Consider the following 15,270-nt stretch of genomic DNA (forward strand, 5'->3'; position numbering starts at 1 on the left):
AGTCCGGTAAAATTAAAAAGAAAGTGGAAAAAGCAGTAAGAGAAAAATTAAACTGGACTATTTGCAAAGAATGTCAGGGAACGGGCAAAAAGAACCGCGGACTGAGCAACAAAGCCCGTCGTGATTATCAAACCGCTCTGGCAGCATTTGAAAAAAACAATCAGGGCCCTGCTCCCATTCGCCCAAAAGCCCATTTATATACCTGTTTAAAATGTAATGGTTCCGGACTGGTTTCTTCACTAACAAATCCTGAACCTGATACTCAAAATTTCCCTCACGTTGCTATTATTGGCGCCGGTATTGGCGGTGCGGCGCTTGCTGCAGCTTGTTTACAACGCGGTATTCCGTTTACACTTTATGAACGCGACGATAATTTTGCCGCAAGATCTCAGGGTTACGGATTAACTTTACAACAGGCCAGCAAAGCAATTGAAAGTTTAGGAATAATGGCATTAGAAGATAAAGTAATTTCAACCCGACATTTGGTACATACTACCGAAGGAAAAGTAATTGGAGAATGGGGAATTCGGAAATGGCTTCAGGAAGAAGTAAAAACCACTTCTAAACGTACCAATATGCACATCGCAAGGCAGTCTTTACGATTGGAATTGCTTAACCAGCTTGAAAGTCATGATACGATACAATGGGGACATCAGTTAATTGATTTTAAAGAAAATGAAAATGGCATCGATTTAAATTTTCTGGTAAATGGAGAATTAAAAACCTGCAAAGCAGATCTTGTTGTGGGCGCCGATGGTATTCGAAGTTCTGTACGGAAATTATTGATTGATGATGAAATTGCTCCTTTACGTTATTTGGATTGCATTGTTATACTCGGAATTTGTTCTTTGAGCGCACTCGAAAACCTTGAAAGTCCTTTATTAGACTCTGCAACCGTATTTCAAACCGCCAATGGAAATGAGCGTATTTACGTTATGCCTTATAAAGCTGATTCTGTAATGTGGCAGCTTAGTTTTCCAATGTCTGAAGAAGAAGCAAAAACATTGAGTGCAAAAGGTCCGAAAGCACTAAAAGAGGAAGCCATTCGCAGAACGCAGTGGCACGAGCCTATTCCGCAGATTTTAATGGCTACAAACGAAGCTCAAATTTCTGGATATCCTGTTTATGACCGCGAATTATTGAAAGCCGATTTATTAGAAAAAGCAGGTTCTGCAACGCTCATTGGCGATGCTGCTCACCCAATGAGTCCGTTTAAAGGACAAGGGGCAAATCAGGCGCTGCTTGATGCTCTTACACTCGCAAGAGGAATTTTTAAAGGATGCAGAGTTTCATCTGAATGGAGAAAAAACGGAATCAGAAAAAACGTTTTAACTGAATTTGAACTCGAAATGCTGGAACGAAGCGCCGTAAAAGTAAAAGGTTCTGCAGAAGCGGCTCAGTTTTTACATTCAGAAATAGTGCTTCATGAAGGCGACGAACCACGAGGACGCTGTTTAAATAGAAAAAACAAATAGAAAATATTCTAAATAAAAAAGCCCGGATTTTTAGATCCGGGCTTTTTGTGTCTTACAACCTGATTGATTTTACTAATTCACAAGCCTTTAATTATTAGCCAGAGCTTTTAAGGCAATGTATTTTTCCAGACTTTTAAAATTATGTCCTTTTTCGCGCATTGATTTAATATACGCTGGTGTAGTTCCTATAGCTTTTGCTCCTACAATATCTTCCAGACTCAAATCGTCAAAACCAAGGCTTTTGTATTCTTTTACTAATTCCGGCGAAATATTCTGAGATTTTAAAGCCATTACATTTTCAATATCGATGTTTTTGTAACCTGCTTTTTGAAAACTCTTAATATATTCCGGCGTTACATTCAGCGATTTTAAACCTATAAGATCACCGTTTGAAATATTATCAAAACCAATTTCTTTAAAAGAATCGATAAAAGCCTTATCAACATTTAATGCTTTAAAAGCAATAATATCATCGTCGCTGTCTTCGTCATTATTTTTGCTGTTTCCTTTGTTATCAGCATTCTTTTGGATTTTAGAAGAACTGCGGAAATCTTTGATGTATTTCCCGTCGATTCCCTGCGATTTTAATGCTATGATATTGCTTGGACTTATATCCTTATAACCAGATGATCGTATTTCGTCGATGAATTTTTGGTCGATATCTAATGATTTAAAAGGAACAAGATTATCAAGATCAATATCTGGAATTGCTTTTTTAATTGATGTAATATAAGCTTCGTTTACATCTAAAGCAGCAAGCGGAATAACCTGATCTTTGTCTAAACTATTGTAGCCGTTTTTCTTAAGCATCTGCACATAAGATGTTTTAATATTAATCATAAAGAAAACCATTAAATCAGTATCTTTTGAAATGTCTAATCCTTCTTTGCGCATTGTAGTGCTGTAATCTTTATTAGCTGTAAACTTATAAGTTCCCATACCTCTGTCGCCTTCAAATTTTCCTTTAAAATTCATGGTTCCTGCTTCACGGGTTAAAGAAAAATCACCTTGTTTATCTCTTGGAACACTGCTCAATTCATTTAATTGAAAAGTAGTCGAAGAATTGTTGTTTTCATCGCTTTTAAAAGTGATTTCTATCGTATTTCCTTTAATAACAGCAAACCAGTTTCCGTCGGTTTTCATTCCGTCATGAACAATTGCGTTTTGTTTCTCTTCCCCATTAACATTCAGGGTCTGGCTCTGCGCTGCCGGTTGATTAAAAAGGCAGGCAAAAAGCACCATTAGCGGCACCAGGAAAAAATATTTCCATGTGGTGTGCACATTTGATTTTTTTGAGTTCATCATGATGATTCGTTTTTTTAATAATGATTGATTATAATTAGTTGTAAGACTCAAAGGAAATTGGGGCGCAGCTACTTTTAAAAGACTAAACTGATAGCTTTCTCTTTCAACTGTATCGTGTTGCAGCATCTGGTCATCTGTCAAAAATTCCAGATTTGTTTCTAATGCTTTTCTCCACTGCCACGCAAAAGGATTAAACCACTGAAAAACCAAAACAATCTCTGCCAGCAAAAGGTCTATAGTATGTTTTTGTTCAATATGGATTTTTTCGTGAAGTAAAATTTGATTGTAGGTTTCCCATTCGTATTTTTCGGGATTAATAAAAATATTGTTTCCAAAAGAACACGGCGCTTTGTCGCCGGTAATTTCTACAATACGAAATTTACCATCCTGAATAGCCGATCCTGTATAAGATCTAAACAATAAAACAAAGGCCTGCATTAAAAAATTCAGTCCAAAAATGACCACGCCAAACCAGTATAAATACAGTATACCTTTCAGTACGACATCAACATTGATTACTTGTTTTGTCTCCTGAACAGGTTCAGCCGGATTTTCTTTTATGGTTTGCGATGCTTTGGTTTCAGTCGGAATTTTGATATTAGAAATAGTATTTTCTACAGCATTTTTTCTAAACGAAAATTGCTGAGGCACCGGAACTAAAGGCAGTGCAAAGGCCAAAACCATACAAAACAGCAGTACGTATCGGTTTAAGTGAAAAAAAGTTTCTTTTTGCAAAAGCAGTTTATAGAATATAAAACAGGCAGAAAGAATAAGGGCTGTATATAAAATATAAGGTATCATAACTTTTCTTTTTTAATGATGCTTACGATTTCGTCTAATTCTTTTTCTGAAAGCTTTTGTTCTTTTGCAAAAAAAGCCAGCATTCTTGGATATGAGTTATCAAAATATTGACTTACAATATCTTTTAATGCAAACTGCTGATATTCTTCTCTGCTTATAACAGGAAAAAAACAATGCATGTTTCCGGCCGTTTCATAATTTAAGAAACCTTTTTCTGCCAGAATCTTTACTATTGTGGCCACACTGTTGTAATGTGGTTTTGGATCTGGCAGCAACGGAATTACATCTCTAATAAAAGCTTTGTTTAAATCCCAAAATACCTGCATGATCTGTTCTTCTCGTTTGGCTAATTTTATCATAGTTGAAATATTTTGATGCAAGATACTACTAATTAATTAGTAGTACAACTAATTAATTAGTTTTTTAACTAATGAGTTAGTAATTTGATTTAAAAAACTGCCGCTTGTAAGAACAAAAAAAAGCTGTAAAGGCTTGATTTTATTAAGAAAATCTATTTATTAAAATTTATATATTTATGTAAAAAAAATCCTGTTCAGCTAAACCAAACAGGATTCCACTCATAAAGCCAACCCATTATTTAAATAAAGTATTCGAAAACATCGTATAAATTTTAATCAGCACCGCCATCGACGCTGTCAAAAGTTTCTCTTTCTTTTGGCCGAATGCTGTATTTAACAGAAACCATTGGACCGTAGTAAATATCAAATTGAGTTCCGTTTGTACGCAGCTGCATCTGCCCTATTATACCCGCCAGAAAATGAACATTAGGCGTTATGCCTGCGCTGTAATACACCGATAATCTAAAAATATCAAAATGTTCTTTGGCATAATCTTTTGATGCAAATTTAAGCATCAGCTCTGTGTAGTAACCTAAATTTGGTGCCAGAAACAAAGGCTTTTCTTTATTTTGGCGCAAAAAATGATTCACTCCAAACCTTGCTCTTATTCTGGGAATGGTTTGATGCGTTCCTGTTTTATCGTCAAAAAACTTAGTTTCAAAACGCACCTGTTCAAAAATGGAGCCTTTGGGCATATCCTGAGAAAAAGTTCCCATTATAATAAGTCGGTTTTCCAGAGTTTCGTAATTTCCGGCTTCTTCCACCGCATACTTTTGATTGTGTGCATAACCAAGCCATAATTTAATGTTTTTAAAACCAGAATATATAAGCCACGGTCTTACTACAACTCTTTGTGTATATTCAAAAGGATTTCCGTTTGTATAAGCTCCCTGTGTAACCAGCTGTACATCGGCCTGACCGCTTAAATGCCATTTGTCATAGATAGGAAAAGCCACATCTGCCTCTTCTATCGAAGCCGGAATAAAACCTATAGAATACGGAGCATCCTGCGCTTTAACGATTTGCAGCGTCATGATGCAAAACAGTACAATAAAACCTTTTTTAATTATGCTCATAATTTTTGATTTCACCTTAAAAAGAAAAATTCTTATAAAGTGTCACAAAGATAAAAGGCAGGAATATTGGGTCAGGAAATTACAGGTTGCAGATTATAATATGAAACAAAGTTTTTAGAGAAGATTTTCTTCACTAAATCCGTTTTCAATGCTGTTTGATGTTTTCTTTTTGGAAAAAGTCAGTTTTTCGATTTCGCTTAAAAATTCAGAATCAAATTCTGAGTACGCGCGCAGGGTGTATTTTTGGTCTCTTTTATGCATCACGAGACGAATTTTCTGAACCATAAGCCAAATGGGTTCATAACGCTTATGCCCCAGCAGATACTGTATTTGCAGAATAGAAAATTTTCTTTTAGAAAGCGTCATCAACTCAATACAGATCATCCAGTATCGTATTGGCAGATTTGAGTTTTCCATTACGGTACCGGCACGCAGGCTCATTCTGCTGCCGCATTTTTTGCATTGAAATTTTAAATCAACCCTTCGAAACGAATGCTGATTATGAGAACATTTTCGACACAAAAGACCATTTTGCAGCCGTTTATCTTTAAATTCTTCAATGCAGATTTCTTCGTCGTGGTATTTTTCGAAGTACTTCCGTAATTCCATCTGTAAATTTGTTTTCGGATTAAATATAAACCAAACTTTACAGACAAAAAACGGTATGAAATAAAAAAGAGGAAATTCAAAATAGAAAATCCTCTTTTAATTACAAATCAGGTTTATTACAATTTTTGGGTAATATCTTTTTTGTACTTATTCAAAATTGATTTTGTCATACCTAGATTGGCTTTATTTGAATCTACGGCCAGATAAATGAAATAATCTCCACTATCAGAAACATCGATGATATGAATTTGTGAAGTAAGCGTAATCATGATATTATCTACCGCCTGCCCTTCTAATTTTAAGGCTTTAATAGCATTCATTTTTGCTTTTACTACTTCAAGATTATAAGCAGACGCTAATTCAGGATCGAAATCACTCAAAACAGAATTTGAATAATAAGACATTCCTGTTTGTATTTCAGCCACAGCAACTGCGATAAAACCTGGTACATTCTTTTTTAGGTCTTCTCCAAATTGTTTTAAAAAATCAGACATATATTATTGGTTTAATTTTGGGGGTTCAGAATCCGTTTTCTTTAGGATTTTACACAAAATTATAGAACTCAATTTATTTAATTATCCGCAATACGTACCTATTTTTAATTTTTTTCAGTAATTGATATTTCATAAAAAAATGAACTGAATAATTTAGATGAGATTAGAATTCTCTACATTCTTTGAGAAATAAAACGTGATTTTAAGAAATATCGATATTTATAAAATTCATTTATAAAATATTTTGGAATTGAACAGAATAAATTGAGAAAATAAGCGATAGCTGGAGATGTCAATCCGGAAAGAAAAAGCTTTAAAACCCATTTAAAAAGTATGTAATTCAAATAATCAGACAATCCGGAACTTTAGTATTAAAAAAGCAGGGTTTGTTTTTTTCCTGCATAATTTACCTTATTCTATTATAAAAATGTCTTTTAGCGGCAGTCTGCCATAAACTGTAAGTATATATTTACTAAACCATCAAATTATTTAAAGTAATTATATGCAGACTAATGAAATACTTCAAAATTTATTAACCGAAAGGTATATAAAACCCATTGTCGTTGAAGGCAATTACGCAGCCAGTAAAAGTGCCGCTCTTTTAAATCCTGAAAGCGGAACTGTTTTTAGTGTCGCTTCAGATTTTCTATTCATGTTTCAGGATCAAAATAAAAATGGCTGGCTTACCATTCCGAACCAATTAACTATAAACGGCAAAAAGTACTACCCAAAACTCGGAGACAGAATTATTAACAACGACGGAACATCGTATTCTTTTACAACAAAAGAAGCTATTATAGAAATGGCATACAATTATTTTAAAGAATACATAAATCATCATTTTGGCATTCAGACAGTTATAGAGGGTATGTCCTTTTTTGAAAACAGCGACGACAAAACCGATAAGTATTTTGTTGTGTTTCAAAAATTTAAATCCCGCATTCATCCTCAAATAGACGCCTTTATATCCAGTAATTAATTAAAAAAATAACACATGAGTTTTTTAGCCAAATTAGAATTAGACAATGAAGTTTTTAATGTGCTGCAATTTGATATTCAGTTTACCCAGAATGTCGACAAAAACGGCAAGCCTGCCAATAAAGCCAAGGGCGGTGAAATTAGATTAGTGGTCGAAAGCACTCAGACTGATTTATTTTCAGACTGGATGGTTTCGCAGACCGGCGTAAAAGACGGCAAAATAATTTTTTACCGCAGAGATGCCATGAGCACCATGAAAAATATAACATTTAAAAAAGCGTATTGTATTTCGTTTCGCAAAAGCTTCCACAGCGAAGGATCTGTGCCTATGACTACTGAAATTATAATTACTTCAAACGAAGTGAAAGTAGGAAATACAATGTTCGAAAATAATTGGAAAAACGCTTAAATATTTTATCATGGCACTGCAAACCAATACTACAATTAAAATTGGTCAAACTAGTATTACCAATTTCAATAATTTAAAAATTATTCAAAAAATTCATGATCATCATACATTTTCATTTGAGATAAGACAGGATTTGTTTGTTGAAGAATTTAAAAGTGTTATGCCCTTTTCACAACAATTGTACGGCGAGAAAATAAGTATCGAAGTGAAACCAATTCCCGGTCTCGATGATTTAATGGTTATACAGAACCCTAACGATTATATCATGCAGTTTTACGGTGTAGTAACCAAAGTCAAACTTCAAAAATCGCGTATTAAAGATATGGAAGAAACGATTTTAATTACAGGGCACAGTTCTTCCATAATTCTCGACAATGGTCCCGAGTCAAATTCTTTTACCAGAATGCCGCTGAACGATATCGTAAGCAGTGTAAAATCCGGATATGATATCGATATGGATATAAGACCTTTTTATACCCAAAATCTCCCTTATACGGTACAGTACAATACAAGCAGTTTTAAATTCTTAAACCAGCTTGCCAGACGTTACGGTCATTGGTTTTATGATAACGGACGCAGAATGGTTTTTGGCTTTCCGGGCAGTACAGGCGGCGAACCTAATTTAGTTTACGGCGTTAATATGCAGGATTTTGAATATGAAATGAAATTGGTGCCGTCTCTTTTTAAAGTTTTAGAAAATGACAATCGACAAGGCGGTTTTACTGCCGATGAAACCTTAAAATATCGAAAAGAAATTGATGGTTTTCATCAGAATTTTTTAAATAAATCGAATGGCTTTTTTAATAAAGAAACCATTATACAGCTTAATCAAAATCCTGTGGGCGGTTCTGGAAATGGCGCTTTAGAAGAATATGCTAAAAACAAAATGCGATCTGTTATGAGCAAAATGATGCAGATAAAAGCATCAAGCGAAGTTCCCGGAATTACGCTTGGAAACCTCGTTAGAATAAACGGCGTTGATATACAGCTCGAAAGTTCGTATCGCGTAACGCAGATTACCCATTTATGTGATGACGGAGGCAGTTACGAAAACCATTTTAAAGCGGTAAACTTTAACGGTTCTGTGTTTTCTCCTAAAACAAATCCTGATTTGGTGCCAAAATGCAAAAGCCAGACCGCAGTAGTAACTGCAAATGCCGATCCAGACGGACTTAGCGGCGTACAGGTGCAGATGCCATGGCAGACTGCATCAGGACAAACGACACCTTATATACCCATGGTGCAAAAATATGGTGGAGACGCCAGAGGAAGCCATGTTCTGCCGGAAATTGGCGACACTGTTTTTGTAGATTTTCAGGGAGGCAACGCCGAACTGCCTATTGTAACAGGAACCATGACGAGCAATACAGAAAAAAGCGGTTTCAGCACACCAAATAATGATTTGAAAGTTTTTAGAACCCGAAGCGGAATTAAATGCATTATGAACGATGCCGAAGGAAGTGCTTTAATCGAAGATCCAAGCGGTAACAAATATTTTATGGATGGAAATGGCAATATTAGTTTTGACGCACCTAAAAACATAACGCTTAATGCAGGAGAAAACATCAATATAAATGCAGGGCAAAACATGAATACAACAATTAGTCATAATAAAACCAACATTGTTGGAGGTAATTACAGCGAAGAAATTACAGGTTCGAAAATTCTTAGTATTGGAATTAATTATATTCTTAGCGTTACAGGAAGTGTAACCGAATGGATCAAAGGAAATAAAGAAACTGAAAGCAAGGAAATTAAAAAAAGAGCCAAAGAAATATTCATAAACAGTACTGAAAAAAATATTACAATGCTGAGCGCAAAAAATGTAAATAACCATAGCGGCGAAAACTCTAAAAATGGATAATTATGAGCATTATAAGTATTATTGAAGGAACTTTTACCGAAACTGCCACTGGCAATATAGAAATACATGCCACAGGAGGAGATTTAACTGTTGTTGCGACAGGAAATAACATCCAGCATGGAAAAGAAGGCACAAATTATCGTGATTACGAACCATTAAACCCTAATGACTCTCTTATAAATGAAAAAGTAGTGCGTTTGAATCTGTTTTTTGACGGAACACAGAATAATAAAACAAATACTGAAGCAGGAAAAGAACACGAAAACTCCAATCATACAGATGATAGTTATACTAATGATTATTCTAATGTAGCCCGTGGCTTTGATGCTATAGATCCCAATGCAGAAAATCAAGTTAGAATTTATATAGAAGGTATAGGTACTGAAGATTTAGAGAGCGAAACTACTTTTTTTGGAAACATGCCGGACAATTCAGGAATACCTTTAGGGGAAGGTGACCGAGGCATTAAAGCCAAGGTGACAAAAGCCTGCTTTCTAGCCGCTGAAGAGTTGTTGAAATATGCTGGAAAAAAAATGATATTAGAGGTTAACGTATACGGTTTCAGCAGGGGAGCAACGGCGGCAAGGCATTTTTTGCATATAGCTACAACACCGGCTCAAACTCATCAACCTGCATTCAGCAGTTATGAAACGGCGCTCCCACCTTATGGACTTAAAGGAGCAAGCTATATTAAAACAGAAAAGACAGATATGTTGATACAAAAACATGGATTTTTTGGAGCCTGTCTGGCGGCTAAAGAATTTACTCCAAGTGAAATTTATTTCAGATTTGTAGGCTTATACGATACAGTAGCAGCTTATGGCGCAAACCATCGCGGAACTGAAATTTTTGGCATTAGTATTATTGATAATGATACTAAACAACTGGGATTAGATGCGGTTAAAAAAGCTTCATTTGTACTACAGTTTGCCGCTGATGACGAACACCGGGATAATTTTGATTTAACCAATATTGAAAGTGCCGGAGTAGATGGTTTAGAAATTACGCTGCCTGGGGTGCATTCTGATATTGGCGGTTGTTATGTCGAGAACGATTCAGAAAGAGTAGATCTTTTTTATGAACGTTATTTTAATAGAGAATGCGAAAAATTTAAACAAATTCTGATAGATGAAGGATGGTACAATCCAGAACAACTTCATATCATACATTCGTATACAACTGATTTTACCAACAAAGTACCCGAAGAACATAATGATAATCCAGCAGGGTTTTACGGTTTAGTAGGTATAAAAGAAGCTGTACATAATACATACGATAAAGTAGCACTCAATCAAATGTTCCATTATTCGAAACAATTTGATGTACTTTATTCTGAAGATATGCTGAAAGATAATAAAATAAAAGATAATTTTCTATCTAATGTTAATAAACAACTTGTAGATTATATTAAAAGCTGTACACTTTTAAGGAATCAATATGTAAAGAGATTCAATAAAGGAGAAAATGTTCAAAAAGAGTATTTAGACGAGATAAAAAAAATACATTATAAGGATTTTATTGATCTCGACGATTTAAAAACACTCAGGAGAGATTACCTTCACTGGTCTTCCAGTGCTACTAAATTTGGATTAGGTCCAAGATTAGGAGGTATAAAAAAAGCAACCGAAAGAACCCGTAATATACAAAATGGATAAACTAATAAAAATAGCAGTAAGTACGGTATTCTTATTATTGTTTATTCAGATAATACAATGTCAGATGAAAAAAAACTTACCCGAGTTTGGTGTAGAAATTTCTGCTCCCGATAACAAATACAGGATTACTCCCATTTTTGATAAAATAAAAACCTTAGAGGATGTTCCTGCAGGCCTGCCTTATGGCAGTTCATCAGGCAGCTGGGGAGATTCAGGTTCAACCTGGACACCACAGCACGGCACTCCTGTTGGTGCTGATATTACGTATTATTCCAGATACGAAGATATTTATTATCGTTTAAATGTTGATTTTCCTGTAGATACTATTAAAGATTATATGGAAAGGGCTTATGCCAGATTAGATGATTTAAATGGAGAAACTCATGAATATAAAAGACTGGGCAGGGGTCACGAATCGTCCAGCGGAAAATCCTATGATAGTTTTAGCACTCTTGTTTTTGGTTTTGCTCCAAAAGGAATGGTAGTAGTATGGCTTAACTTTGGAATTACAAGAATTGAACTAGGCAGATATCAAGCAAATGTAATAACAGATTCTGCCGTTATCGAAAAAACAAAGAAAAAATATTTAGCCAGTTATCGTATAAGTTCAGAAAGATATGATGAAGCAGCCAAAGAATATTTTCTTTCAGACGCCAGCCCAAAAAAATGGGATAATTATAGAAACCGTTACCATTGGCGTCCGGTAGTACATGCAGAAAATCCTAAATTAGAACTTATACAAATCCAAATGAATTATTATAACGGCGAAGCAGAAACTATGTTGCGTCCGTGGGTTTCAGATTCTTATTATAAAGAAAGAGCTGTTCCATCAGAAATTAATGTGGTCTGGCTTACAAGTAAAAATGAAGCCGACAAAAAGCAGGCATTTATTTACTTAAACTGGGAAAAAGCAAATGAAGCTTTTAAAAATGCAGGCAATAAAATAGATCTGCAAATTAAAATATCAAAAACAAATACTATAGAAATCCTGCTAAACGGCCACCCTTTTGAAGCAGAAAGCATTAGAGTATTTGACTGGTCACCAAGTATGATTCATGGAATGATGTATAAAAATGTAAAGTAAAAAACGAGAATTTTTATCAGACTACAAAATGAAATTAACTATAACCATCTTTTTGCTAATACTAATTGCTTTGTCTATACAAACCTATTTTTTAAATGGAGAATCGCATTCTGATGAGGCTGTTTGTTTTGGAGCACTTATAACAATTGATATATTACTTATACTTATTTATGTTTTTGACAACGAAAATTTAGTTTACAGAAGAGTAATAGGAACTTTATTGGTGTGTTGTATAATTATTTCGAATATTTTTTATCTATTCTTTTTATATATGATGGAATTGGATAAAGCTTTTAAAAATTAAGTTATGAAGAAAGGAGTAATATATAATCGAACGAATAAATTGCTTACAATAGTTTTGATAATAACCATAATTGCAAATGTTATTCAATATTATAATTACAAATCATATGAAAGATTTGATTGGAGTGGAAGTGTTATAAACAGCAAAGGAAATATTATACAGGTTGCTATCTGCGATTTTAAAGGAAACAATTATTATATTACTAAAGACAAAATAGCAGACAAAAGCTGGGATGAAATAAATGATTTTGAAGACTATATGAAGAACACTTTCTTTCCTGATAGTTTGTCCATAAAATGGTTCTCTTACAATGAACAAAAATTTTATAGTGGTCGTTTTTCTTTACCTATTGAAATTATTCGAACAAAAGCGGCTCAAATGGGTATGCTTCCGAGTATCAAAAACCATTATGATTTAGATAACATTCTTCATTTTATTGCGGAAGTTCAGCCCAAAGGTAAACTTACAGTGTGGATACTAAAGTTTAATGGAAATGATCAAACAAAATTTAAAATTGCAACCTTTCAAGCTACGGAAATAAAATCCCCCGCTGGCTCAAATAAGACGCTCGCGCCAGCAGGGGAATAAAATGAAAAAGTATTTCCTGTACCTTATTTAATTAACAACGATAACAATTTCATTTCAAAAAATATGAAAAAAAATATTTACGCTTTGATTCTTATTGCTATTCTACTATTATTGTTTTTAGATAGATGTACAGCCTATAACATAACAACAAATGACTTGTTTAGGTCAAAAGATTTAAAAAATTCTAAAAGCCTTATAGAAAAACCACAATCTAAAAATTATGAAATTGTACTAGTGGAGGGTACTTTTCCTATATTGTACGATACTATTAATAATGAATTTTACGTTTCTAATAATAAGGGATTGACTAAATACGATTATTTTGGTAACATTGTTATTTCTGATGATTTAGCAAAAGAAAAATATACTTCTGTTTTTGATTTCGCAAATTTTATTCCGTATGTATTTGCAGAAAATGGAGTATACGATTTTTCAGGAAAAAAGTTGGTTTATACTAAATTTTTGCAAATATTAAATTCTCAAAATGAAATTAAGGACGCTGACTTTAAACTACTTTTTGAAAAATATTACAACGACGCAGAAATTGTAGTTTATGATACTGCTAGGAATTTTGATTATCAAGCTGACAATCTTCCTATGTATTTTAAAATAAAAAATAATTGGATTTTATTATTCTCACAAAAAGGAGATAATAGGTTTACACATTCTCTAAGTAGCGAGTTTGAAACCGAAACTATTGGGCAAATTGATTTTTTAAATTTTCCAGCAAAATTTGCTGATAAAAGGTTAATTGTTTTAAAAGACCAGAAAAAAAGAATCTATTCTACCAAACAGATTGGCGAAGAAATAGATGATAATTATCTAAAAATGTATTCTACACAACTGTTAAAAGAACAAAAATTTGATTATCAAAGTTCAAATTCAATTAAATTGATTTCTCGAAAAAAAGATGAGTATTATCACACGGGTGGTTACTTTAATTTTCCAGATTGGTTTTTTCCATCTTTTATTAACACAGCCTATTATCAAGTTGTTTATAACAACGAAAGCTTATTTTTTAAGGAGAAAGCAATAATGTATTCTAAAAATTTAGAATGTGAAAGCGATTTATATTTATACGAATTACCCAAGCATTTTAGAACAAAATCAAAAGTGGCTTTTATGCACTATGCAGTTAATATTGGTGGCTATGCAAACGATAGTACAGGTATTTATGAGCCTATTATAAAAAATGCAGGGCTGTATATTTTGAGACAAAAACTCGATCGCGCGGATTTGCAATCTGTTTCTAAAAAGATTGATTAATTTTTTTTGATTTTTTGTATTATACTCACTGTTGCGTACACTGATTACAAATCCACGCAATCGGTATTCCTATGTTTAAATAAAAATTTCCCCTTGTTAACGGGAAATTTTTATTTAAAATCACGAATGTTTTATTAAAAAGAACCTTCTTTCCACAATTTTTCTTCAAGGGCGATTAATTCTAATTTCGCGGTAATAGCAGTGAGACTGTTTTCTAAAGAGATCTTGCCGTCCTTCCACTCTTTTTTATATGATCCTTTTCTAATTTGAAGGATAAATTCGCCTGTAAAAATATAATCTGCTGTATCCTGATGTATTTTGGGTGGTATTCTTTTTAATGCTTCCCGAAGATGAATATCAATTTCGATTTCGCCATTCATTAAAATAATATCTCTGTCATCTATACTTTTTGAAAAACGATGCCCCCGGTATTCTAATAGTTTTATTAAAGCATCCATAAACAATAATGCTCTGTGAATATTTTTTTGTGCAACGTTTAGATGAAGTATGCCTTTTTCTTCCAGATTTTCATTTTTATTCAGTTCGGCGTGATTCCAGTACATTTGAGTTTTCCTGACAACAAAACTTGGATTATTTAAAATTTCCGGAACTTTTGAAGGCGCTTCTACATCAGATTCAATATTTTCAATTAAAGCAATCAAAGGTGTTGATCTTGCTGTTTTTCGAAGCGGACTTTCATACATCTTTCGCATAATACTAATCTGACTGCTTCCGTTGTAATCTCCGGAAAGTTTTGGAACGCTTTTTCGTTCATAGTACAGTCTTATCCAGTGTTTACTTCCCGGAAGCGGAATATGCATTTTTTCGCAGGCATTTTTGATTCCCATGCTCGAAATCTCATAATGCTTTGCAATTTGAATTATTGGAAATTTCCAAACTAAATTATAAAGTTCCAGACGTGTAAAGGTTACTTTGTCCATAATTACTAAACTTCAAAATGATAAAATCCACCATCTTAAATTAACAAGATGATGGATTAAAG

General features: G+C 33.7%; 13 protein-coding genes and 1 pseudogene. 8 read left to right on the forward strand and 6 right to left on the reverse strand.

What is annotated here, in order from left to right:
• The first annotated feature begins 23 nt into the window (after positions 1-23).
• Positions 24-1,475, forward strand: a complete 1,452-nt coding sequence (locus ABD859_RS02565) for an FAD-dependent oxidoreductase (RefSeq protein WP_345139826.1) — start codon at positions 24-26, stop codon at positions 1,473-1,475.
• 87 nt (positions 1,476-1,562) lie between these two features.
• Here ABD859_RS02565 and ABD859_RS02570 read toward each other — a convergent pair whose 3' ends face one another.
• From ABD859_RS02570 to ABD859_RS02590, 5 genes and pseudogenes are all read right to left on the reverse strand, one after another.
• The gene (locus ABD859_RS02570; protein ID WP_345139828.1) at positions 1,563-3,581 is read right to left on the reverse strand and encodes a M56 family metallopeptidase; all 2,019 of its coding nucleotides are present in this window, start codon (positions 3,579-3,581) and stop codon (positions 1,563-1,565) included.
• Complete coding sequence (locus ABD859_RS02575; RefSeq protein ID WP_345139831.1) at positions 3,578-3,940, reverse strand: BlaI/MecI/CopY family transcriptional regulator; 363 nt, start codon at positions 3,938-3,940, stop codon at positions 3,578-3,580. Before ABD859_RS02575 ends, ABD859_RS02570 begins: the two co-directional genes overlap by 4 nt.
• A gap of 272 nt (positions 3,941-4,212) precedes the next feature.
• Positions 4,213-5,016, reverse strand: a complete 804-nt coding sequence (locus tag ABD859_RS02580; protein WP_345139834.1) for a DUF2490 domain-containing protein — start codon at positions 5,014-5,016, stop codon at positions 4,213-4,215.
• Positions 5,017-5,166: 150 nt separating this feature from the next.
• A pseudogene (locus tag ABD859_RS02585) lies at positions 5,167-5,625 on the reverse strand (IS1595 family transposase); the annotation flags it as partial.
• Between the two features lie 116 nt (positions 5,626-5,741).
• On the reverse strand, positions 5,742-6,119 hold the full coding sequence (locus ABD859_RS02590) for a hypothetical protein (RefSeq protein ID WP_345139837.1): 378 nt from the start codon (positions 6,117-6,119) through the stop codon (positions 5,742-5,744).
• 502 nt (positions 6,120-6,621) lie between these two features.
• On the opposite strand from ABD859_RS02590, the gene ABD859_RS02595 reads away from it, so the two are divergent.
• From ABD859_RS02595 to ABD859_RS02625, 7 genes are all read left to right on the forward strand, one after another.
• The gene (locus tag ABD859_RS02595; RefSeq protein ID WP_345139840.1) at positions 6,622-7,098 is read left to right on the forward strand and encodes a hypothetical protein; all 477 of its coding nucleotides are present in this window, start codon (positions 6,622-6,624) and stop codon (positions 7,096-7,098) included.
• Positions 7,099-7,113: 15 nt separating this feature from the next.
• Complete coding sequence (gene tssD, locus ABD859_RS02600; RefSeq protein WP_345139843.1) at positions 7,114-7,506, forward strand: type VI secretion system tube protein TssD; 393 nt, start codon at positions 7,114-7,116, stop codon at positions 7,504-7,506.
• A gap of 10 nt (positions 7,507-7,516) precedes the next feature.
• A complete protein-coding gene (locus ABD859_RS02605; protein WP_345139846.1) occupies positions 7,517-9,370 on the forward strand; it encodes a phage baseplate assembly protein V in 1,854 nt (617 codons plus the stop codon).
• A gap of 2 nt (positions 9,371-9,372) precedes the next feature.
• The gene (locus ABD859_RS02610; RefSeq protein ID WP_345139849.1) at positions 9,373-11,025 is read left to right on the forward strand and encodes a T6SS phospholipase effector Tle1-like catalytic domain-containing protein; all 1,653 of its coding nucleotides are present in this window, start codon (positions 9,373-9,375) and stop codon (positions 11,023-11,025) included.
• 64 nt (positions 11,026-11,089) lie between these two features.
• A complete protein-coding gene (locus ABD859_RS02615) occupies positions 11,090-12,109 on the forward strand; it encodes a DUF2931 family protein (RefSeq protein ID WP_345139852.1) in 1,020 nt (339 codons plus the stop codon).
• Positions 12,110-12,416: 307 nt separating this feature from the next.
• A complete protein-coding gene (locus ABD859_RS02620; protein WP_345139855.1) occupies positions 12,417-13,001 on the forward strand; it encodes a DUF2931 family protein in 585 nt (194 codons plus the stop codon).
• A gap of 63 nt (positions 13,002-13,064) precedes the next feature.
• Entirely contained in the window at positions 13,065-14,267 is a 1,203-nt protein-coding gene (locus tag ABD859_RS02625) for a hypothetical protein (RefSeq protein ID WP_345139858.1), read from the forward strand.
• 134 nt (positions 14,268-14,401) lie between these two features.
• On the opposite strand, the gene ABD859_RS02630 is transcribed toward ABD859_RS02625, so the two are convergent.
• Positions 14,402-15,208 (reverse strand): hypothetical protein, encoded by an 807-nt coding sequence (locus ABD859_RS02630; protein ID WP_345139861.1) that lies wholly within the window; start codon positions 15,206-15,208, stop codon positions 14,402-14,404.
• Positions 15,209-15,270: the final 62 nt, after the last annotated feature.

The sequence above is a fragment of the Flavobacterium ginsengiterrae genome (assembly GCF_039539785.1).
Taxonomy (GTDB): Bacteria; Bacteroidota; Bacteroidia; order Flavobacteriales; family Flavobacteriaceae; genus Flavobacterium; species Flavobacterium ginsengiterrae.

Excerpts from the sequence above, each read along its gene's own strand:
- ABD859_RS02605 (WP_345139846.1), top strand. The coding sequence starts at position 7,517 with ATGGCACTGCAAACCAATACTACAATTAAAATTGGTCAAACTAGTATT.
- ABD859_RS02595 (WP_345139840.1), top strand. The coding sequence starts at position 6,622 with ATGCAGACTAATGAAATACTTCAAAATTTATTAACCGAAAGGTATATA.
- ABD859_RS02580 (WP_345139834.1), bottom strand. The coding sequence starts at position 5,016 with ATGAGCATAATTAAAAAAGGTTTTATTGTACTGTTTTGCATCATGACG.
- ABD859_RS02625 (WP_345139858.1), top strand. The coding sequence starts at position 13,065 with ATGAAAAAAAATATTTACGCTTTGATTCTTATTGCTATTCTACTATTA.
- ABD859_RS02570 (WP_345139828.1), bottom strand. The coding sequence starts at position 3,581 with ATGATACCTTATATTTTATATACAGCCCTTATTCTTTCTGCCTGTTTT.
- ABD859_RS02630 (WP_345139861.1), bottom strand. The coding sequence starts at position 15,208 with ATGGACAAAGTAACCTTTACACGTCTGGAACTTTATAATTTAGTTTGG.
- ABD859_RS02575 (WP_345139831.1), bottom strand. The coding sequence starts at position 3,940 with ATGATAAAATTAGCCAAACGAGAAGAACAGATCATGCAGGTATTTTGG.
- ABD859_RS02610 (WP_345139849.1), top strand. The coding sequence starts at position 9,373 with ATGAGCATTATAAGTATTATTGAAGGAACTTTTACCGAAACTGCCACT.
- ABD859_RS02620 (WP_345139855.1), top strand. The coding sequence starts at position 12,417 with ATGAAGAAAGGAGTAATATATAATCGAACGAATAAATTGCTTACAATA.
- ABD859_RS02590 (WP_345139837.1), bottom strand. The coding sequence starts at position 6,119 with ATGTCTGATTTTTTAAAACAATTTGGAGAAGACCTAAAAAAGAATGTA.
- ABD859_RS02615 (WP_345139852.1), top strand. The coding sequence starts at position 11,090 with ATGAAAAAAAACTTACCCGAGTTTGGTGTAGAAATTTCTGCTCCCGAT.
- tssD (WP_345139843.1), top strand. The coding sequence starts at position 7,114 with ATGAGTTTTTTAGCCAAATTAGAATTAGACAATGAAGTTTTTAATGTG.